The sequence below is a fragment of the Mesorhizobium sp. M1B.F.Ca.ET.045.04.1.1 genome (assembly GCF_003952465.1).
Lineage (GTDB): Bacteria > Pseudomonadota > Alphaproteobacteria > Rhizobiales > Rhizobiaceae > Mesorhizobium > Mesorhizobium shonense.
The window spans coordinates 5,349,767-5,369,525 of the sequence record NZ_CP034448.1; the positions used below are offsets into that span (position 1 = coordinate 5,349,767).

General features: G+C 63.9%; 16 protein-coding genes and 3 pseudogenes. 8 read left to right on the top strand and 11 right to left on the bottom strand.

Going from position 1 to position 19,759, the window contains the following annotated elements:
• Positions 1-78: 78 nt before the first annotated feature.
• The 3 genes and pseudogenes from urtC to urtA form a co-directional block, all read right to left on the bottom strand.
• Positions 79-1,137, bottom strand: a pseudogene (urtC, locus tag EJ071_RS26515) (urea ABC transporter permease subunit UrtC); the annotation flags it as partial.
• The gene (gene urtB, locus EJ071_RS26520; RefSeq protein WP_126100502.1) at positions 1,134-2,750 is read right to left on the bottom strand and encodes an urea ABC transporter permease subunit UrtB; all 1,617 of its coding nucleotides are present in this window, start codon (positions 2,748-2,750) and stop codon (positions 1,134-1,136) included. The gene urtB and the pseudogene urtC, both read right to left, overlap by 4 nt.
• 133 nt (positions 2,751-2,883) lie before the next feature.
• A complete protein-coding gene (urtA, locus tag EJ071_RS26525) occupies positions 2,884-4,164 on the bottom strand; it encodes an urea ABC transporter substrate-binding protein (protein WP_126100503.1) in 1,281 nt (426 codons plus the stop codon).
• Between the two features lie 337 nt (positions 4,165-4,501).
• Here urtA and EJ071_RS26530 point away from each other — a divergent pair, with 337 nt between their 5' ends.
• Positions 4,502-4,891 (top strand): hypothetical protein, encoded by a 390-nt coding sequence (locus EJ071_RS26530; RefSeq protein ID WP_126100504.1) that lies wholly within the window; start codon positions 4,502-4,504, stop codon positions 4,889-4,891.
• A gap of 57 nt (positions 4,892-4,948) precedes the next feature.
• On the opposite strand, the pseudogene EJ071_RS26535 reads toward EJ071_RS26530, so the two are convergent.
• A pseudogene (locus EJ071_RS26535) lies at positions 4,949-5,590 on the bottom strand (GMC family oxidoreductase); the annotation flags it as partial.
• Between EJ071_RS26535 and EJ071_RS26540 the strand changes: the two are divergent.
• Positions 5,589-5,786: pseudogene (locus EJ071_RS26540) on the top strand (ribbon-helix-helix domain-containing protein); the annotation flags it as partial. The pseudogenes EJ071_RS26535 and EJ071_RS26540 sit on opposite strands and share 2 nt — an antisense overlap.
• A gap of 103 nt (positions 5,787-5,889) precedes the next feature.
• On the opposite strand, the gene EJ071_RS26545 reads toward EJ071_RS26540, so the two are convergent.
• Both EJ071_RS26545 and EJ071_RS26550 read right to left on the bottom strand, forming a co-directional pair.
• Complete coding sequence (locus tag EJ071_RS26545; protein ID WP_126100505.1) at positions 5,890-6,597, bottom strand: DeoD-type purine-nucleoside phosphorylase; 708 nt, start codon at positions 6,595-6,597, stop codon at positions 5,890-5,892.
• A 74-nt stretch (positions 6,598-6,671) separates the two neighbouring features.
• On the bottom strand, positions 6,672-9,254 hold the full coding sequence (locus tag EJ071_RS26550) for a PAS domain-containing sensor histidine kinase (protein WP_126100506.1): 2,583 nt from the start codon (positions 9,252-9,254) through the stop codon (positions 6,672-6,674).
• Between the two features lie 224 nt (positions 9,255-9,478).
• On the opposite strand from EJ071_RS26550, the gene EJ071_RS26555 reads away from it, so the two are divergent.
• Positions 9,479-10,189: a flagellar biosynthetic protein FliO gene (locus EJ071_RS26555; protein WP_126100507.1), complete on the top strand. Its 711-nt coding sequence runs from the start codon at positions 9,479-9,481 to the stop codon at positions 10,187-10,189.
• Positions 10,190-10,222: 33 nt separating this feature from the next.
• Here EJ071_RS26555 and EJ071_RS26560 read toward each other — a convergent pair whose 3' ends face one another.
• Positions 10,223-11,236, bottom strand: coding sequence for a sigma-70 family RNA polymerase sigma factor (locus EJ071_RS26560; RefSeq protein WP_126100508.1), 1,014 nt, complete (start codon positions 11,234-11,236; stop codon positions 10,223-10,225).
• A 162-nt stretch (positions 11,237-11,398) separates the two neighbouring features.
• Between EJ071_RS26560 and EJ071_RS26565 the strand changes: the two genes are divergently transcribed.
• Positions 11,399-12,190 carry an SDR family oxidoreductase gene (locus tag EJ071_RS26565; RefSeq protein ID WP_126100509.1) on the top strand — a complete coding sequence of 264 codons (792 nt, stop codon included), beginning with the start codon at positions 11,399-11,401 and terminating at the stop codon, positions 12,188-12,190.
• A gap of 100 nt (positions 12,191-12,290) precedes the next feature.
• Here the strand turns inward: EJ071_RS26565 and dksA are convergent, their stop codons facing one another.
• The gene (dksA, locus tag EJ071_RS26570; RefSeq protein ID WP_059185643.1) at positions 12,291-12,707 is read right to left on the bottom strand and encodes an RNA polymerase-binding protein DksA; all 417 of its coding nucleotides are present in this window, start codon (positions 12,705-12,707) and stop codon (positions 12,291-12,293) included.
• A 265-nt stretch (positions 12,708-12,972) separates the two neighbouring features.
• Here dksA and EJ071_RS26575 point away from each other — a divergent pair, with 265 nt between their 5' ends.
• From EJ071_RS26575 to EJ071_RS26590, 4 genes are all read left to right on the top strand, one after another.
• Entirely contained in the window at positions 12,973-13,476 is a 504-nt protein-coding gene (locus tag EJ071_RS26575; protein WP_126100510.1) for a histidine phosphatase family protein, read from the top strand.
• A 63-nt stretch (positions 13,477-13,539) separates the two neighbouring features.
• Positions 13,540-15,009, top strand: a complete 1,470-nt coding sequence (locus tag EJ071_RS26580) for a YcjX family protein (RefSeq protein WP_126100511.1) — start codon at positions 13,540-13,542, stop codon at positions 15,007-15,009.
• Positions 15,006-16,088, top strand: a complete 1,083-nt coding sequence (locus tag EJ071_RS26585; RefSeq protein ID WP_126100512.1) for a YcjF family protein — start codon at positions 15,006-15,008, stop codon at positions 16,086-16,088. Before EJ071_RS26580 ends, EJ071_RS26585 begins: the two co-directional genes overlap by 4 nt.
• A gap of 97 nt (positions 16,089-16,185) precedes the next feature.
• The gene (locus EJ071_RS26590) at positions 16,186-16,740 is read left to right on the top strand and encodes a hypothetical protein (protein WP_126102724.1); all 555 of its coding nucleotides are present in this window, start codon (positions 16,186-16,188) and stop codon (positions 16,738-16,740) included.
• Between the two features lie 72 nt (positions 16,741-16,812).
• On the opposite strand, the gene EJ071_RS26595 is transcribed toward EJ071_RS26590, so the two are convergent.
• The 3 genes from EJ071_RS26595 to EJ071_RS26605 all read right to left on the bottom strand — a co-directional run bounded on the left by EJ071_RS26595 (position 16,813) and on the right by EJ071_RS26605 (position 19,628).
• Positions 16,813-17,079, bottom strand: coding sequence for a hypothetical protein (locus EJ071_RS26595; RefSeq protein ID WP_059185639.1), 267 nt, complete (start codon positions 17,077-17,079; stop codon positions 16,813-16,815).
• 296 nt (positions 17,080-17,375) lie between these two features.
• The gene (locus tag EJ071_RS26600; protein ID WP_126100513.1) at positions 17,376-18,584 is read right to left on the bottom strand and encodes an MFS transporter; all 1,209 of its coding nucleotides are present in this window, start codon (positions 18,582-18,584) and stop codon (positions 17,376-17,378) included.
• Positions 18,585-18,644: 60 nt separating this feature from the next.
• A complete protein-coding gene (locus EJ071_RS26605; RefSeq protein ID WP_126100514.1) occupies positions 18,645-19,628 on the bottom strand; it encodes an AraC family transcriptional regulator in 984 nt (327 codons plus the stop codon).
• Between the last annotated feature and the right edge of the window lie 131 nt (positions 19,629-19,759).

Below are 19,759 nucleotides of genomic sequence, written 5' to 3' on the forward strand. Positions count from 1 at the left end.
TTCCGGATCGGCGCCGGCTTCCGCCGCGAGCGAGGCCGCGTGTAGCGCCCTGGCCTTGCCGCGCCAGGAATCCCACATGCCGACGATGCCCTTGGGTAGCAGCAGCGTTACGGCGACGAACAGCCCGCCCAACGCGAACAGCCAGAATTCCGGCAGCACGCCGGTGAACCAGGATTTGCCGGCGTTGACGAGCAGTGCGCCGATGATCGGACCGACGATCGTGCCGCGCCCGCCGACGGCGGTCCAGATCACCACCTCGATCGAGTTGGCCGGCTCGAACTCGCCGGGATTGATGATGCCGACCTGCGGCACGTAGAGCGCGCCGGCAATGCCGGCCATTACAGCCGAGACGGTGAAGGCGAACAGCTTGACGTTCTCCGCCCGCCAGCCGAGGAAGCGGGTACGGCCCTCGGCGTCGCGCACAGCCATCAGGAGCTTGCCGTATTTGGATCGCACGATGGTCGCGGTGACGAAGACGGCCAGCGCAAGCGTCACGGCGCTCGCCGCAAACAGCGCCGCGCGCGTCGCGTCGGCCTGCACGTTGAAACCGAGAATGTCCTTGAAGTCGGTCAGGCCGTTATTGCCGCCAAAACCCATGTCATTGCGGAAGAAGGCAAGCAGCAGCGCATAGGTCATCGCCTGGGTGATGATCGACAGATAGACGCCGGTGACGCGGCTGCGGAAGGCGAACCAGCCGAAGACGAAGGCAAGAAGGCCGGGCACGGCCAGCACCATCGCTGCTGCGAACCAGAAATGGTCGAAGCCGTACCAGAACCAGGGCAGCTCCTTGTAGTTCAGGAACACCATGAAATCGGGCAGGATCGGGTTGCCGTAGACGCCGCGCGAGCCGATCTGGCGCATCAGATACATGCCCATTGCATAGCCACCGAGCGCGAAGAAGGCGCCATGGCCAAGCGAGAGGATGCCGCAATAGCCCCAGACGAGATCGAGCGCCAAGGCGAGCAGCGCATAGCAGAGGTATTTGCCGAGCAGCGCCACCATGTAGGGCGGCACATAGAGCGCGCTCGTCGGCGAGACCGCAAGGTTGAGCAGCGGCACGACGACCGCCGCAGCCAGCAGGACCAGGACGGTGATCGCGATGCGACGGTCAGCGCCGAAGAAGCCTCGTGTGATCATGCTTCCACCGCCCTGCCCTTCAGCGCGAACAGGCCGCGCGGGCGCTTCTGGATGAAGAGGATGATCAGCACCAGCACCACGATCTTGCCGAGCACGGCCCCGGCATAGGGCTCGAGGAACTTGTTGACGATGCCGAGCGAGAAGGCGCCGACCAACGTGCCCCAGAGATTGCCGACGCCGCCGAAGACGACGACCATGAAACTGTCGATGATGTAGCCGCGGCCGAGATTGGGCGAGACGTTGTCGATCTGGCTGAGTGCGACGCCGGCAATACCGGCAATGCCGGAGCCGAGCGCGAAGGTCAGCGCGTCGACCCATGGCGTCTTGATGCCCATCGAAGCGGCCATGCGGCGGTTTGCGGTGACGGCGCGCATCTGCAGCCCCCAGGGCGTCCGCTTCATGACGTAGAGCAGCACGCCGAACACCGCGAGCGCGAACACCAGGATCCACAGCCGGTTCCAGGTGATGGCCAGCTGGCCGATGTCGAAGGAACCGGACATCCAGGACGGATTGCCGACCTCCTGGTTGGTCGGTCCGAAGATGGTGCGCACCGCCTGCTGCAGGATCAGCGAGACGCCCCAGGTGGCCAAAAGCGTCTCCAGGGGGCGACCATAGAGGAAGCGGATGATGCCGCGCTCGATAGCCAGCCCGATCAGCGCGGCGACAAGGAAAGCGAGCGGCAGCGCGATCACCAGCGACCAGTCGAACAGGCCGGGAAACGACGTGCGGATGACCTGCTGGACGACGAAAGTGGTGTAGGCGCCGAGCATCACCATCTCGCCATGCGCCATGTTGATGACGCCCATGACGCCGAAGGTGATGGCGAGGCCGATCGCGGCCAGCAGCAGCACCGATCCGAGCGAGACGCCATACCAGATGTTCTGGCCGGCATCCCACAGCGCCAGCGTCGAATTGATACGGCCGATGGCACCGGTCGCCGCATCCTTGACCGCACCTTGAGCGTTGGCCTCGACCGAGGTCAGCAGCGAGAGCGCATCGCGGTCGCCGCGCCCGGCAATGATCGAGATCGCGGCCAGCTTGTCGGCCTCCGGTCTGTCGGAAACGAGAACCGACGCCGCGCGCGCCTGTTCGAACAAGGCCTTGACGGCAGGTTCGGCCTCACCGGCGATCGCGGCATCGAGCGGCTCGATGTTTGTCGCGTCGGGGGTCTTGAACATGGTCGCCGCAGCGGCGAGGCGCACGCCCGGGTCCTTGGCGCGCAAAGTCAGCGTGCCCAGCGCATCGCGGATGACGCGGCGCAGGCCATTGTTGACCTTGATCTTGGTGAGGTCGGTCTTGGCGGCGTCGGCGGATTTCTCGCCGCTTAGCGGATCGAGCAGTTCGATGCCGCCTCCTGCCTCCTTGCCGACAAAGACCTGGGAATCGGCCTTGCGGATATAGAGATTGCCGTCGGCGAGCGCCGAGAGCGGGCGTTCGACGGCGGAATCGCCGCTCGCGGCAAGCTCGTGCACCACGGCCTCGGTCGCTGAGAAATTGGCAGCTGCCGCGAATTTGGCGATGATGGCGCGGAGATCGGCTTCAGCTGCCTTGGACGGCAACAAGCTTGCCATCGTCAGCAGCAGCATCATGCCGATTGCGCGCAACAAGGTCATCGTCTTCAAAACGACTCTCAAGGGTTTGAGGATTTCACCCGAGCGGACCGAAGTGCCCGCCCGGGCAGCGGTTTCGGGTCGCGGGACCACTCCGCAACCCGACAGGGGTCACGGACCAAGGTCCGGACCGTGATCAGTTGGTGCCCTTGCCGCCGCACTTGCCCGTGGCGACGTTGAAGTTGCCGCAGGACAGAGGCGCGCGCCAATCGGAGATCAGCTCCTTGGAGTCAGGCAGATAGTCCGACCATTCGTCGCCCATCACCAGGCCCGGCGTCTGCGAGACAGTCTCGAACTGGCCGTCGGCCTGGATCTCGCCGATCAGCACCGGCTTGGTGATGTGATGGTTCGGCATCATCGTCGAATAGCCGCCGGTCAGGTTCGGCACCGAGACGCCGACCATGGCGTCGATGACCTTGTCCGGATCGGTGGTACCGGCCTTCTCGACCGCCTTCACCCACATGTTGAAGCCGATATAGTGAGCTTCCATCGGGTCGTTGGTGGTGCGCTTGTCGTTCTTGATGAACTTGTGCCAGTCGTCGATGAACTTCTTGTTCTCGGGCGTGTCGACGCTTTCAAAGTAGTTCCAGGCGGCGAGATGGCCGACCAGCGGCCCGGTATCGAGGCCGGCCAGTTCTTCCTCGCCTACCGAGAAGGCCATGACCGGAATGTCCTCGGCCTTGATGCCCTGGTTGCCGAGCTCCTTGTAGAACGGCACATTGGCATCGCCGTTGACGGTCGACACGACCGCCGTCTTCTTCCCGGCCGAGCCGAACTTCTTGATCGCCGAGACTTCGGTCTGCCAGTCGGAAAAGCCGAACGGCGTGTAGTTGACCATGATATCCTCGGCCGGAACGCCCTTCGATTTGAGGTAGGCTTCGAGGATCTTGTTGGTCGTGCGCGGATAAACGTAGTCGGTGCCTTCGAGCACCCAGCGCTTCACCGAGCCACCGTCGGCGCTCATCAGATAGTCGACGGCCGGAATCGCTTGCTGGTTCGGCGCCGCACCGGTGTAAAAGACGTTGCGCTCGCTCTCCTCGCCCTCATACTGGACCGGGTAGAACAGGATGTTGTCGAGTTCCGAGAACACCGGCAGCACGGACTTGCGCGACACCGAGGTCCAGCAGCCGAACACCGCCGCCACCTTGTCCTTCGAGATCAGTTCGCGCGCCTTTTCGGCGAATAGCGGCCAGTTGGACGCCGGATCGACGACGACCGCCTCGAGCTTCTTGCCGAGCAGGCCGCCCTTGGCGTTCTGCTCCTCGATCAGCATCAGCATGACGTCCTTCAGCGTCGTCTCCGAAATCGCCATGGTCCCCGACAGCGAATGGAGGATGCCGACCTTGATCGTGTCGTCGGCCGCCTTCGCGGGAGCCGACATCGACAGGCCGGCAGCGATCACGCCGGCCGAAATCATTTTGTTATTGCCGAGAAATTACCCCTCATGTTCCACGCTCCCAAGCTGGTTGTTTTGCATCACAACATAGCGGTGCAAGCGACGTGCCAAACGCGGCAGCTTGGTCGGAGACAGAGCGATAGATCAGTGTTTACAATCGGTTATCGCATAGCCGTCGAACATGTCAGGACTCTTCTCGTGCGGACGGATTGAGAAAACTTTGCGCATATCTGCCCAGATTTTGTTCACACGGTAAAAATGCCCAAACTTTAATCGCTGCTCCGCATAACCGCAATCTGCCGACGGTTGCGGGACGGCGGCAAAATGGGGCAAGGTCGCCGCGCAAACGAGCGACGTCATGGCCTTACACATCATCATCCTGAGCTTCCTGCTTCTCGTGTCCGCCGCCGGCGGCGCTCGCGCAGACTTCACCGACGGCAAGCTGCCCGACGGGACCTATCACTGCGAGGTCTACCTGCTCGGCCTGTTCCTCAACCTCGGCGACATCACCATCAAGGGCAATGTCTATAGCGGCCCGGTGACCTTCGGCACTTCGGGAACCTATAACTACCAGATGGACGCCAACGGCGAGATCAGCTGGCTCGGTCCGCTTGGCGGCTATACCAGCGGCGGCAACTCGATCTCGCTGACGCAAGCGACGCTGGACGATCCGGGCGGCCCCTCCTTCGACATCATCCTAAAGCAGCAGGACGGCGCCTTCACGGCCTCGACCTGCACGAAACGCTGATCGACAAAAAAGGCGCGGAACCCTTTCGGGTCCCGCGCCAGCAGGCAGTCGGGAGGACTAAATACTTTTCGCCGACATCTGCGCGGCGATGTAGTCGGCCTGGCGGATGGCCAGGGACACTACGGTCAGCGTCGGGTTTTCCGAGCCGCCGGTTGTGAACTGGCTGCCGTCCGACACGAACAGGTTCTTGATGTCGTGCGTCTGGCCATGCTTGTTGACGACGCCGTCAGCCGGTTTCTCGCTCATCCGGTTGGTGCCGAGATTGTGGGTCGAGGGATAGGGCGGCGTCGGGAAGGTCGTGGTCGCGCCGACGGCGGCATACAAAGCCTGGCCTTGGCTGTAGGCATGATCACGCATCGCCGTGTCGTTGGGATGGTCGTCGAAATGGACGTCGGCGATCGGCATCCCGTGCTCGTCCTTTTCGTCTTTGTGCAACGTGATGCGGTTTTCCTCGCGCGGCATGTCCTCGCCGACGATCCACAGGCCCGCCATGTGGTCGTAGCGGTCGAGCGCCGTGGTGAAGGAGCGGCCCCAGCCGCCGGGGTTGAGGAAAGCGGCCATGAACGGCAGGCCGAGCGACAGCGTCTCCATCTCGTAGCCGCCGACGAAGCCGCGCGACGGATCGTGACGCGCCTCGTCGCGGATGATGCCGGCCATAGTGGTGCCGCGATACATATGCACCGGCCTGTCGAAGATGGCGCTGCTCGACGAGATCGCCGAAAGCCAGGGCCTGACGACACCCAAATTCATCTCGACCCTCTATGACGAGGCGATCGAGATCAACGGCCAGATCCCGAACTTCGCCTCGATGCTGCGCACGACCTGCGCGCTCTATCTGCGCCGTCACCGGCCGGCAGTGGGGGAACAGGCTGCGCTGAAACAGGTCGCCGCCTAACGCATGTCGCGCAAAAGTGCGCAGCGGTTTTGCGAAAACGACATGCATAAAAACAAAGACTTTTAAAAGCGCGTCGCCTGAATCCGTTTCAGCGCGACGCGCTTTAGCTTGCCGCCGCGACCTCGAGCGCCAGGCGCGTCATGTCGGTGAACAGCGCCTGACGTTCGGAATAGTCGGTCTGCTCGTCCGTGGCGACGTGGTCGACCACGGTCAGCAGCGACAGGGCGCGCGCGCCGAACTGCGCGGAGATGCGGTAGAGCGCGCTCGTTTCCATGTCGACCGCCAGCGCGCCGAGCGTCCTTGGCTCGTCGAACCGGGCGCGGCCATCGGGATGGTGGAACACGTCGCTGCAGATGGTCAGCCCAGCGCTGCAGGCGATGCCGAGATCGGCAGCCCGCCGCAGCGCCAGCGCAAGCAGGGCCTGATCCGGTCCTGCCGGTTGGTACAACCCGAAAACCTGCCCGCTGATTGCTCCCTCGGCGCGCACGGCGCTGGAAATGACCACGCCGCGCAGTGGAACATCCTCCGATAGGGCGCCGCATGTGCCGGTGCGGATCAGCGTCTTCACCCCATGATAATCCAGCAGCTCATGGGCGTAGATCAGGAAGGACGAGACGCCGATGCCGGTTGCCTGGATGCTGACGGGCTTGCCGCGAAACCCGCCGGTGAAGCCGAGGGCGCCCCGGCGGCGATTGACGCAGCGCGGCGCCTCCAGAAAGGTTTCCGCCATCCATTGAGCGCGCTCGGGGTCGCCCGGCAGCAGCACCGTTTCGGAATAATCGCCCCTGCCCGCCTCGATGTGCGGCGTCACGCTACCTCCCTGTCATGCAAACTTACCCCGCCCCATCATGGCAGGCTCCCGGCAATGTGCAAGCGATAGCTGTTTTAGGATTCCAGCACGTCCTTGACGATGGTCGCCAGTTGCTTGAGCGAGAAAGGTTTGGGCAGGAAACCGAAATGCGCGTCGGCGGGCAGGTTTTTGGCGAACGCGTCCTCGGCATAGCCGGAAACGAAAACGAACTTGATGTCCGGCTGCCGTTTGCGCAACTCGCCGAGCAGCGTCGGCCCATCCATTTCCGGCATCACCACATCGGACACGACGATGTCGACCTTGCCGCCGAGGGCCTCGAAGACCTCCAGCGCCTCGACACCGGACGACGCCTCATGGACCGTGTAGCCGCGCGAGTTCAGCGCCCTGACCCCGCCCATGCGAACGGCATCCTCGTCCTCGACCAGAAGCACGGTCGCCGAACCTGAGAGGTCCTTGACGGCATCGGCCGACTTGGCCGGCACCGCGGCGACCGCGGCGGTGTCGGCAGGCTCGCTCGCCTTCTTCACCTCCGCGATGTGTCGCGGCAGGAAGATCCGGAACACCGTCCCCTTGCCGACCTCGGAATCGCAGAAGATGAAGCCCCCGGTCTGCTTGATGATGCCATAGACCATCGAGAGGCCAAGGCCCGTGCCCTTGCCGACCTCCTTGGTGGTGAAGAAGGGTTCGAAGATTTTCTTCAGCACGTCCGGCGCGATGCCGCTGCCGGTATCTTCGACCTCGACAAGCGCATAGTCGGCCGGGGTAAGCTCGCGATAGGCGAAGGATCTGCACTCCTCGGTCGTGACGTTGCGGGTACGCACGGTGAGGTCGCCGCCGGCTGGCATCGCGTCGCGCGCGTTGACGGCGAGATTGACCACCACCTGCTCGAACTGGCCGATGTCGACCTTGACCGGCCACAGGTCGCGGCCGTGATCGATCTTCAGGCGGATGTCGTTGCCAACCAGCCGGGCGAGCAGCATCCGCAGATCGGCGAGAACATCGGTCAGGTTGAGCACTTCCGGCCGCAGCGTCTGCTTGCGCGAGAAGGCCAGCAATTGCCTGACAAGGGACGCCGCGCGGTTGGCGTTCTGCTTGATGTTCATGATGTCGGGGAAAGACGGGTCCGACGGACGGTGGTTGGTGAGCAGAAGGTCCGACGCCATGATGATGGCGGTGAGCACGTTGTTGAAATCGTGCGCGATGCCGCCGGCAAGCTGGCCGACCGCCTGCATTTTCTGGCTCTGCGCCATCTGGCCTTCGAGCGCTTTCTGCTCGGTGGTCTCGACCGCGTAGACGATAGCGGACTCCTCCACCCCTTCGCCGCCGGCGCCATCGGCGACAGCGTTGACGTAGAAGCGGACGTGGCGATCGTCATTGCCGGGCAGCAGCGAGTCGATCGGCTCGATATTGGCCTGCCGCTGCCGCGCCTTTTCGAAGGCGGCAGCGAAGGCCGGCCGGTCGCGCTCATGTATTACGGTCTCGAAGCGCACGCGCCTGTCTACCGCGTCGCGGTCGACGACGGACGAAAACAGCGACAGGAACGGCGCGTTGGTGCGCAGGATGCGCCCGCTGGCGTCGACGCCGGCGATCGCCATCGGCGTCGAGTTGAAGAAGCGGGTGAACCGGACTTCCGAGGCGCGGAGATCGGCGGAAGCGTCCTCGCCCTGGGTGCGGTTGAGCACGATGGTGCGGGTCGGCCCGTTCACGCCTTCGCGGCTCGCCGAAACACGATGCATGAAGCGGACCGGCAGCGCCTGGCCGCTCATTGTCGTGAGATCGAGGTCGATGACGGCATTGCGCGTGGTGCCGGGATCCGCCTTGACCGAGCGGACGAGCGCCATGCCGTCTCCGGCGACGATTTCCGGCAGCGTCACCGCGCCCGGGGTGAAGCTGGCAAGGTCGATGCCCAGCCATTCGGCAAGGGTGGCGTTGATATAGGTCACGCGGCCTTCCTGGTCGGCCGAGAAGAAGCCGGCCGGCGCGTGGTCGAGATGGTCTATGGCCTTTTGCAGGTCGAGGAAGAACCGCTCCTGCTCCGCCCGCTCCTGCGAGATGTCGGCGATTTGCCAGGCAAGCATCGGCAGCCGCTGGCCGGGCACGTTGAAGGCGCGCGCGCGGGCACGGTACCAGCGCGCGCCAGGCTCGGCCCCCGGTTTGATCGACTGCGCCAGCCGGAATTCACCGTCGCCGGCCTGGCCGTCGCGCAGACCGGACGCCAGCCGGTAGATGGTCATCGAGGCCTCGGGAACATCCGAAAGCAGCCCTTCGACCGTCTTGAGGTCGGCTGCCGAAGCAGCACCCGTCATGTCGGCATAGGCCCGGTTGGCGTAGACGACGCGCCCCTTGGTGTCGGTGACCAGGAGACCTTGCGACATCGAATCGACGAAGGCTTTCGACAACTCGTCGCCGGTGGAGCGCGGCGCGATCTGCACGAAGCCGATCGCCGTCGCAAATAGGAAGCCGACGCCGATCATGGCGAGCACGCCCAGCATGCCGAGCAGGAAGGGGTCGCCGAGGCGCTCGCGGAACAGCCCGAAGACGATCGCGGCGCCGGTCAAGACGACGATGAAGATGATGAGCCTGGTGACGGCGCCCGGACGCGTGTTTTGGTCGACGATCGGTACCGGATAGAAATCGCCGCGCGTTTCCTTGGCCATGTGCCCCCTGCTCGTGATTCCGATGCCCCGACACCGCGAACGGCCGGTTGAATCACATTCTCCTGTAGCGGAAAAGGCCCAGACGGCAAATGTCCGATAAAATCAACGATTCATGTTTCAAACTGTTCACGATGCGTGATGCGAACTTGCGGCGAGACGCCGCGACGGTCTAGTGTCGCCTCACCTCACGAATGGCGCCTCACAAATGGCGATTGGGTGCACCGATGCTACAGTGGCTGGATAGCGTGGCGGGTCCGGGTTATGTCGCTGCAATCCTGTGGACGTTTGCAGCCCTCATCCTGCTGGTCGTCGTCCTCCTCGTCATCAAGGTGGTCCGCAACCTGACCTTCGGCACCTTCGTGGCCGGCGGCAGGAACCGCAAGACGCGGCTCGCCGTCATGGATGCCACCGCTGTCGACAGCCACCGCCGGCTGGTGCTGGTGCGGCGCGACGATATCGAGCACCTGATCCTGATCGGCGGCCCGACCGATGTCGTGGTCGAACGCGACATAAGGCTTGCCGCGCCCCGCCGCCCGGCGCTGACCGGCGACAGCGGCCAACAACAGGCCGCCGCGCCACGCCCGCGCGCGCCGCAGCCCGCGCCAGCGCCTAGGCAGCCGCCAGCCCCTGCGCCGGCGCCGATCACCGAGCCCCCGGCGCGTCCGCGCTCGACGGCAGCCGCGGCCAAACCAATGGCGCCGAGCCAGCCGACGGCGAAGGTCATGCCGCTCCCTGCCTATGGAACGAACGGCAGCGTCCGACATGTCCCGCCGCCGCCCTCCAACGACTCTATCGACGATACGCTGATGAATGAACTCGAGGCATCGCTGGACGAGTCGCACCCCAAGCCGGCAAGCAGCAAGCCGGCGGCGAGGCCTTCGCTCGATGACGAGATGACCAAACTTCTCGGCGAGCTTGCCAGCCACAAACGCTGACGCGGCAGCGCGCGACCCTGGTTGGCCGGCGGCTCATCGGCCCGGCAGCGTTCTAGGCAGGTCGAACCACGGCAGCACGCTGTTTTCGAACCTGGTCATGGCGCATATCCTTTTTCCGGACAGGGTCAGCACGACGAGACCGACCCCGTGGCTGATGCCGTCGGATCCGCGCAGATAGGCGCCGAAGGCCGGTTGGCCGTTGGCCCTGGTCGGCACCAGGTCGAACCTGCGCCCCGCGCTGAAGATGCCGGCGCAGAAACGAAGCACGAGATCCCGACCCTGGTATTCGAGCGGCATCGGCGGCATCGAGATGAAGACATCGTCCGTCAGCAGCGTCACCAGTGCGTCGAGGTCGGCGGCTTCATAGGCTCCGACGAACTTCGCCACGATCGCCTTTTCTTGTTCTGAATGGGCGACAGGCGGCGGCTCGCGGCCGGCGGATGGCGGCGGCCGCCGCTGCAGCCCGGCGCGCGCCCGCTTGAGGGCACTGTTGGCCGATTCCACCGTCGAATCCAGCATCTCGGCGACTTCCTTTGCATCGAATCCGAGAACATCGCGCAGGATGAGGACGGCAAGCTGGCGGGGCGGCAGCACCTGCATGGCGGTGATGAAGGCCAGTGAAATGGACTGCGTGCGCTCGTAGAGCGCATCGGGGCCGAGCGGTGCGTCGAAGGCGCCGTCAAGCAGGCTGTCGGGAAACGGCTCCAGCCAGACGACCTCACCGAGCCCGGTTGGTTCGGGCGGTTCGACGCCGGGAATGTCCCACGCCTTGGCGGGCCGCCGGCTGGCGGCGCGGCGTGCGTTGAGGCAGCGGTTGGTGGCAATCCGGTAGAGCCATGTGCGCAGCGATGCGCGCCCTTCGAAGCCGTGAAAACCCTGCCAGGCCGAGAGCAGCGTGTCCTGGAGAGCGTCCTCGGCATCCTGGAAGGATCCGAGCATTCGGTAGCAATGCAACTGGAGCTCGCGCCTATGCGGCGCGATCAGGTCCCGGAATGCATCGCCGTCGCCCGCCCGGGCCATCTCGATCAGGTCGGCCATACTCGTCATCGCGCTCTCCCGCGTCTCCTGTCGCGTCATCCCCGTTAGACACCGGCCGAGGTTCGAAATGGGCGGCGCCCAGTTTTGCGGCGCGGCGGTGTCTTTATCGGCGGACGGCTCCAATGCTGATGCGTTCGAGCGGCCAGGAACCAAAACCGAAAGGAACAGGACATGTTGTTAAAGGGCAAGATTGCGGTGGTCTATGGCGCCGGCGGCGCGATCGGCGGTGCCGTCGCACGCGCATTTGCAAGCGAGGGCGCCAAAGTTTTTCTGACTGGACACAACCGAGCACCCGTCGAGGCCGCCGCGAAAGACATCGTCTGGGCGGGTGGTGTCGCCGAAGCGGAGGCTGTCGATGCGCTCGATGAACAGGCCGTGGAGAGACATCTCCAATCCGTGGTCGAGAAGGCAGGTCGGATCGACATCTCGTTCAACGCCGTCGGTGTGGCACATGCGGCGATGTTGGGCGTGCCACTGGCTAAAATGGAAATCGGTCAATTTTCGTTGCCGATAGTAGCCTACACGACGTCCTACTTCCTGACCGCACGCGCAGCCGCCAGACACATGATCCCCAATAAGGCTGGGGTGATTATGACTGTTACCGCCCTGCCCGCGCGGATCGGGACTCCACTGAACGGTGGGTACGGACCGGCGCAGGCCGCCAAGGAGGCGCTTACCCGGGACCTGTCCTACGAGCTTGCGCCGCAAGGTATTCGCGTCGTCAGCCTGCGGCCGCACGGCATTCCGGAGACCAGCACGATGCGGAACCTCTTCGAGCTCAAGGCAGAGGCCTCGGGCATGAACTGGGACCAGTTCCAAGCCTATCTCGCCGGCACCACGCACCCCAGGCGCGTCATGGCACTCGACGAGGTGGCCAACATGGCCGCCTTCATGGCCTCTGACCGGGCAAGCGGGATGACGGGAACCACCGTCAACCTGACCATGGGTGCTCTGGGCGAGTAGGTGCCGGCCGGCGAATGCCAATTTTACAACCTGCGAACGCTGCCCAAAAAGAAAATGGCCGGGAAACCCGGCCATTTTCAATCTCTGTCTGCATACCGCCTCAATCGTCGCGGTAGACCTTTTCGCGGCGCTCGTGGCGCTCCTGCGCCTCGATCGACAGCGTCGCGATGGGGCGGGCGTCGAGCCGCTTCAGCGCGATCGGCTCGCCGGTTTCCTCGCAATAGCCGTAGGTGCCTTCGTCGATGCGCTGCAGCGCGGAATCGATTTTCGAGATGAGCTTGCGCTGGCGATCGCGGGCGCGCAATTCGATGGCACGGTCGGTTTCGGAAGAGGCGCGGTCGGCTAGATCGGGATGGTTGGCGTTTTCTTGCTGGAGGATTTCGAGGGTTTCACGCGCTTCGCGAAGAATGTCGTTCTTCCATGTGATAAGCTTCATGCGGAAGTAAGATTTCTGCCGTTCGTTCATGAACGGCTCGTCTTCGGAGGGTACGTAATCGGCGGTAACGATATCGTTCATTCGACTCACCCAACAACCCCAAATTTGGCGCCTATATATTCGCGGACCGAAGGCTGCACAAGCGCAATCGGCGACAGTTTCACGCAATTGTTAGTGCGGGGGAGGCCAGCACAGACAGGCCCTTTCGCAGTAAGGGCACAGCCGAATTCCTGTACGATTCGCTATGCTTGAGCGATGCCGGCCATTGTGCATGGGACGCTTCTCGTGGCTAATCCCATAACGCCTTGGGCGAATTTTCGTTGCTTGGCGCCAGTGAGGGATCGGGTTGAGCAGACTTTATCTGTTGAGGCATGCCAAGGCCGGATGGGCGCTGCCCGGCGTTCGTGACTTCGATCGTCCGCTCGACGAATCGGGCATGGCCGACGCCGAGGCGATGGGCGATGCCATGCGGGCCCGCAACTATGTGCCTGATGTCACGCTTTGCTCCAATGCCAAGCGGGCGCGGCAGACGCTCGAGGGTCTTGCGGGCCGCACCGACACCGGCCGGGTGCTGTTTTTCGACACGCTCTACAGCGAGGATGCCGCCGGCTACCTCGACATCATCCGCAAGAATGGCGGGGCCGGCTCGTTGCTGGTGATCGGCCACAACCCGATGACGGAGGATCTCGCCATGGCGGTGTCGGGCGACGGCGACGAGACCGCGCGCGGCATGCTGAACCACGGTTTTCCGACCTCCGGCCTCGCCGTGGTGCGCTTTCCCGGTGATCTCGATGAAGCAGGCCAGGGCAATGGCTATCTCGAGGCCTTTCTGACCCCCGCCGATCTCTGACACCATTTCAAACGCCATGCCCAAGGCCTATATCGGACCCTGACGTGCGACCCAGAGGCAGATTTGGCATCATCGCTGACCACTTTCACCGACGAGGCGAGAATTGCGCTCGATACGTTGTCGGGCCGCGCCGCAGGGCTCTTCTCCCCATCGCTGCGTCTCGGCGTCACCGGTCTTTCCCGCGCCGGCAAGACGGTGTTCATTTCCGCTCTCGTGCACAATTTGATCCATGGCGGCCGGCTGCCGCTGTTCCAGGCGCAAAAGTCGGGCCGCATCGCCCGCGCCTTCCTCGAGGAGCAGCCGGACGACGCCGTTCCCCGTTTCCAGTACGAGGACCATATAGCCGCCCTGGTCGACGACCGCGTCTGGCCGGATTCGACGCGCGCCATTTCCGAACTGCGGCTCACCATCGAATACGAATCGGCCTCCGGCTGGAACCGGCTGTTCTCGGCGGGAAAGCTGTCGGTCGACATCGTCGACTATCCCGGCGAATGGCTGCTCGACCTGCCGCTGCTCGGCAAGTCCTTCACCGATTTTTCGCGCGAGGCGGCCGAGCTGGCGACGCTGCCCGTGCGGTCAGGCCTATCGCAAGCCTGGCGCGAATTGGCCTCCTCGATCGATCCGGACGCCGACGCCGACGAGATGACGGCGCGCCGTCTCGCCGAAAGCTTCGCCGCCTACCTCAAGGCCTGCAAGCTCGACGAGCGCGCGCTTTCGACACTGCCGCCCGGCCGTTTCCTGATGCCTGGCGATCTGGAGGGCTCGCCGGCGCTGACCTTCGCACCGCTGATGAAATTGTCCGGCCGGCGGCGTCCTGGATCGCTGCAGGCGATGATGGAGCGGCGCTACGAGGCCTATAAGACGCATGTCGTAAAACCGTTCTTTCGCGAGCATATCACCCGCCTCGACCGCCAGATCGTGCTGATCGACGCCATGCAGGCGCTCAACGCCGGCCCGGCTGCCATGGCCGACCTCGAACGGGCCGTCACCGAAATCCTCTCCTGCTTCCGGCCTGGACGCGGCAATTTCGTCACCGAGCTGTTTTCGAGGCGCATCGACCGCATCCTGGTGGCGGCAACCAAGGCCGACCAGTTGCACCACGAAAGCCATGACCGGCTGCAGGCGATCGTGCGCCGCCTGGCGGACCGCGCCGTCGCGCGAGCGAACTTCAGCGGTGCCGATGTCGACGTCGTCGCCATGGCGGCCGTGCGCTCGACCCGCGAAGGCACGGTCAAGCAGGGCCGCGAGACATTGCCGGTGATCATCGGCACCCCCTTGAAAGGCGAGAAGATCAACGGCGAGACATTCGACGGCAAAACCGAAACCGCCATATTCCCCGGAGACTTGCCGGAAAAGGCCGATTCGGTCTTCGACCCTTCCGGGCCGCAGGCCGAAGGCAATGAGCCGGCGATCCGTTTCGTGCGCTTCCGTCCGCCGAAGCTCGAGCGCACGGCCGAAGGCGTCACGCTCTCGCTGCCGCATATCCGGCTCGACCGCGCGCTGCAGTTCCTGATCGGAGATTACCTGGCATGACCCCGCCCCGCAAACCGGCGGCGTTCCGCATCGAGCCGGAGCCGGCGCCAAGGCAGGAGCCACCGCCGAAGCATCGCACCGACGAACGGCCCGCACGCAAGCCGCAAGCCGCCAGGTCCGATGTCGCGGTCGTCATTCCTTCCGAGGTCGACGTCTTCGACGAGCCGGATATCGGAGAGGCCGCGCCGCCGCCAGCGACCGCTCCAAGGAAACGCTCGCTGCTCGCCCGCCTGTTCTTCGGCGCCTTCGGCGTGCTTGTCTCGCTAGCGGTCGGCCTGTGGACGGACCAGCTCATCCGCGATCTCTTCGCGCGCGCCGAATGGCTGGGATGGCTGGCGGCCGGCATGGCGGCGGTCGCGCTTTTGTCGCTGCTGGTCATCCTTATCCGCGAATTCCTGGCCATCGCTCGCCTCGCCGAAGTCGAGAAGCTGCAGCGACGTGCCTTGGATGCGGTGGCGCGCGACGACCCCAAGGCCGCCCGCGCCCTGGTCGACGAGCTTTCCGCCTTTGTCGCGGCAAAACCCGAGACGGCGGCCGGCCGCCGCTCGCTCGCCGAACTGCGCGGCGAAATCATCGACGGCGGCAATCTGGTGCGGCTTGCCGAAACCGAGATTCTGTCGCCGCTCGACGCCCGCGCCAAGACGATGATCCTGGAGGCCGCAAAGCGCGTCTCGCTGGTGACGGCGGTCAGCCCGCGCGCGCTTGTCGACGTCGCCTATGTCGTGTTCGAGGCCGGCAGACTGATCCGGCGCCTGTCGGAACTCTATGGCGGCCGCCCCGGCACGCTAGGCTTCTTCCGGCTGGCGCGCGGCGTGCTAGCTCATCTGGCGGTGACCGGCTCGATCGCCGTCGGCGACAGTTTCGTGCAGCAGATCGTCGGCCACGGGTTGGCCGCGAAGCTCTCGGCAAAGCTTGGCGAGGGTGTGGTCAACGGCATGATGACGGCGCGCATCGGCATCGCGGCGATGGAAACGGCGCGCCCGCTGCCATTCATCGCGGCAAGGCGCCCTGGCCTTGGCGATTTCCTCTCGGCGCTGACCTCGTTCGCGACGCGAAAAGATGGTCAAATGGAGCAGTAAGGTAAATGCCGAAACCGCCGCCGGTGACGAAGCATTAACCAATCTTGTTCATGGTCGTTTCTGTCCTAAGAACAGTCTGTCGTGCCGGGTGTCGTCCATGAAAAGCGTGATCTTGTCCTGCGTCCTGCCCGTGACAGTTGCACTCGCCGCACCGCTCGGCCTCGTCGAAAAGGCCCTTGCGGCAGAACCGGACAAGCAGTTCTTCCGTTCGGTGGAAGGCAAATGGGTCGGCCCTGGCGAAATCATCGCCGGCAAATACAAGGGCACGAAATTCACCTGCAATTTCAACGGCTCCACCCCTGACGGCAAGGTCGGCATGAGCCTCGACGGCGACTGCCGGGTCGGCGTCTTCACGCAGAAGATGTCCGCGACCGTGGAACGCAAGGGCCGCGAGGGCTACAAAGGCAACTTCATGGGCGGCTCGGCCGGCAATGGGCTCGACATCATCGGTGGCAATGTCGTCGACCCGCAGAAGGTGGTTTTCACCATCAACCGCAATCAGTTGAACGGCGTCATGCAGGCCCGTATCCCCGACGATAATTCGATGACCGTCACGGTCGCCGTGCGTGTCGACAAGCAACTGGTGCCGGTCATCGGCATGAGCCTGAAACGGGTCGACTCTGTCGAGGTCGGCTCCATCGCGAAAAACTGAGCAAGCGCGCTCAGCCAGGCAGACAGAAGGCGGCAGCCGGTGGCTACCGCCTTCTTTGGTTTTTGACTTAGCTCAACCCTTGATGGCGGCGGTCACTTCGTCATAGGCCTTGCAGGCTTCGTCGAGCGTCGTGGCGTTCTGGTATTTCGTCGTCACGGCCTGCACCTTGGCCGTCAGATCGGCCGCCTTGCTCGGATCCTTGGTGATCGCTTCCTGAAGCGCGGCGGCCATGTCCTGCGCCTTCTTGGTAGCAATCTCTTGCGTGCATTCCGGTCCCTTCGAACAGGCCGAAACGGCCAGCGCCGCAACACCAACGGCAACGAGCAAAAACTTCTTCATGTCAGTCATCTCCTCAAAAAGGCAGCGGCCCATCGCCGCTGCCTCCCAATGGCCGAAGCCCAATGGCCAAAGCCGACCGTGCCATAACCTCTGATTGTGGCGGCACGCAACGACCGGGCCGCGTAAACTTGTGTAACCAGGCTGCAATATCGCGGCGTTCCGGATTCAGGCCGCCCAATGCATGTCGCCCAAAAGTGCGCAGCGGTTTTGGGACAACGACATGCATAAAGACAACCTAAAGCGCGTCGCGTGAGGTCGTTCAGACGCGACGCGCTTTAGGTCAGCTGTAGCAAAGTTCACCTACGAGGCTGTAGCAGCGCCAGCATGAGTGTCGATGCGGCAAGGACGACGGTAAGGGTCAAAGGCCCCGAGGCACCATAGGTGTCCACGACATAGCCGCCGACAACCGCGCCGATGGTGATGGCAACCTGGAAAGAGACGACCATCAGGCTACCCGCTGCCTCCAGCGCATCAGGTGCCGCGCGGGACAGATTGGTCGGCAGCACCACCGGCGCCATGCCGAATGCCAGGCCCCAAAGCGTGACGAATCCGAAGGCAACGGCGATGTGCACGCCCCAAAGCACCAATGCCAGCGCCGCAAACGCCATCAACGCGGCGTTGCCCACGAGAGCCATGCGGATATTGGCATCGGCCATGCGGCCGCCGGCAATATTGCCGACCACAGCGGCGACGCCAAATCCGAGCAGCGCCAGGGCAATTGGCCCGGTTGCAAGGAGTGTCACATGTTCGAGGAAGGGGCGTACATAGACGGACCCGGCAAAATGCCCTGTCATCAGCAAAAGGATGGCCAGCATGCCGAGTTGAATGCCACGCCGCCGTGTCAGCCGAAATACATCCGCGAGGCTATTGCTGGCTGTGGCAGGCAGGGTTGGCAGGCTAAGCCACTGCAGCAGCATGGCAATCACGGCCAGCACCGCTGTCAAGGCCATGGCGCTGCGCCATCCCAGCCAGTCGCTGATCAACGCACCCGCAGATGGTGCGGCAATGGTGGCGAGCGAGACGCCGAGGGTGACGATAGCCATGCCCCGACCTGTCGCATTGGCGCCAACCAGCCTGGCCACAACGGCAACCGAGAGTGCCCAGAATGCGCTGAGAGCGATTCCGAGCCCGGCCCGGCCCAACAGCAACAGCCAGAAATTGGACGCTAGCGCTGCAAGGAGGTTGGAACCGACCGCCAAGGCGCTGAGGACAACCAGCACCGTCTTGCGGTTCAGTCGGCCGATGAGAACATTGCTCAACATGGCCGTCACAGCGCCGACCGAAGCGGTGGCGGTGACGACCTGTCCGGCCGTTCCTTCGCTGATGCCGAGATCGCGCGCCATTGGCGTCAGCAGACCTGCCGGCAGGAATTCGGCTGACACTAGGGCAAAGCTGGTGGCCGCCAATGAAATGACCGCGAACCACGTGGCTGCGTTCCACGCGGTTGGCGCGGCGGCATCGACGTCAATCGCTGCGTCTTCAAGCTGTAATGTTGTGTCTGTCACTGAAAGATCTCCAAGGTCTGGAGGTCTTCAATAGACGAGTCCTTTCGGATGGTATGTATCTTAAAATCCGAAATTCATGTCCATTCGTCCGGGAATTGTGCGGCGCACAACGCCTGGCGAGACGTTGGTGATGCGCTTGAACGCGCGCGCGAAGGATGCTTCGCTATCATAGCCCAAACGGGTAGCGACCTCGGCAACCGACAAGCCGTTTTGCCCCAACAACTCGCGGGCAAGCTGCATACGCAGACGGGCGAGATAGCGTGCAGCACCCTCACCTAATACAGCGCTGAAGCGCTCGGCGAAAATCGACCGCGATTGGCCTGCCAGGCCAGCAAGGCTTTCCAAGGTCCAGTTATAGCCGGGATCTCGGTGCATGGCTGCCAGCGCGCGGCCGATATGGGGGTCGCGGATAGCGGCGAGCCAACCGGTGGTCGAGGCTCCAGTGCAATTGACCCAGCAGCGGATGAGCCGGGCTGTCAGCAAGTCCGCCATGCGCGACAAGATGGTGGCGCTGCCCATCTGCGGTTGCGCGGCCTCCGCCGTCATAGCCGCCAGCAAAGGGCCGACGACCGGATCGTTGCCAGCCACGTCGCACCCTTTGATGATCGGCGGCATCAACGCGATCAGTGGATTGAGCGCACAGACGCCCAAGGCCATGGAGCCGCAGAAAAGGGTGCTTGTCGGGCCCGTCCCTTCCCGCACCACTTCGCAGACATTGCTCCCCAACTTGTTCACCTGGCAACCCTCGAGCGAATCGCCGACAACGTCCGGCGCACTGGCCAGCCGATGGGCGATGCCTTGCGGCAGCAGCGCCAGATCGCCGTCGCGCAACTCCTGCCAGCCCTCCGCTTCGGTATAAATCCAGCACGGACCCTGGCCGACAAAGTGAAAGCGAAGCAGTGGCTGTTGCGGAAAGGCGATGCTCCATGGATGTCGGAGCTCGCAGCGGCCATAGTTGACGCCACTCAGGCGAAAGTCTTGCAGGACTTCGCTGAGCGCATCCATCGGGATATGTGGAGGCGGGCGGGACGAATAGTCAGGCATTTGGTTGTTATAGATGCCAAGCGTCCGGCACGCAAGCGGAGGCCGCTTCAACGGCACCCTGCCCTTCCCGCCAGGCTCCCTGCCCTTGCCTCGCGCTCCCGCTGCATGCAAGGAGTGCTTCGAGACAACGG

Excerpts from the sequence above, each read along its gene's own strand:
- urtB (WP_126100502.1), bottom strand. The coding sequence starts at position 2,750 with ATGACCTTGTTGCGCGCAATCGGCATGATGCTGCTGCTGACGATGGCA.
- urtA (WP_126100503.1), bottom strand. The coding sequence starts at position 4,164 with ATGATTTCGGCCGGCGTGATCGCTGCCGGCCTGTCGATGTCGGCTCCC.
- EJ071_RS26530 (WP_126100504.1), top strand. The coding sequence starts at position 4,502 with ATGGCCTTACACATCATCATCCTGAGCTTCCTGCTTCTCGTGTCCGCC.
- EJ071_RS26550 (WP_126100506.1), bottom strand. The coding sequence starts at position 9,254 with ATGGCCAAGGAAACGCGCGGCGATTTCTATCCGGTACCGATCGTCGAC.
- EJ071_RS26555 (WP_126100507.1), top strand. The coding sequence starts at position 9,479 with ATGCTACAGTGGCTGGATAGCGTGGCGGGTCCGGGTTATGTCGCTGCA.
- EJ071_RS26560 (WP_126100508.1), bottom strand. The coding sequence starts at position 11,236 with ATGACGAGTATGGCCGACCTGATCGAGATGGCCCGGGCGGGCGACGGC.
- EJ071_RS26565 (WP_126100509.1), top strand. The coding sequence starts at position 11,399 with ATGTTGTTAAAGGGCAAGATTGCGGTGGTCTATGGCGCCGGCGGCGCG.
- dksA (WP_059185643.1), bottom strand. The coding sequence starts at position 12,707 with ATGAACGATATCGTTACCGCCGATTACGTACCCTCCGAAGACGAGCCG.
- EJ071_RS26585 (WP_126100512.1), top strand. The coding sequence starts at position 15,006 with ATGACCCCGCCCCGCAAACCGGCGGCGTTCCGCATCGAGCCGGAGCCG.
- EJ071_RS26590 (WP_126102724.1), top strand. The coding sequence starts at position 16,186 with ATGAAAAGCGTGATCTTGTCCTGCGTCCTGCCCGTGACAGTTGCACTC.
- EJ071_RS26595 (WP_059185639.1), bottom strand. The coding sequence starts at position 17,079 with ATGAAGAAGTTTTTGCTCGTTGCCGTTGGTGTTGCGGCGCTGGCCGTT.
- EJ071_RS26605 (WP_126100514.1), bottom strand. The coding sequence starts at position 19,628 with ATGCCTGACTATTCGTCCCGCCCGCCTCCACATATCCCGATGGATGCG.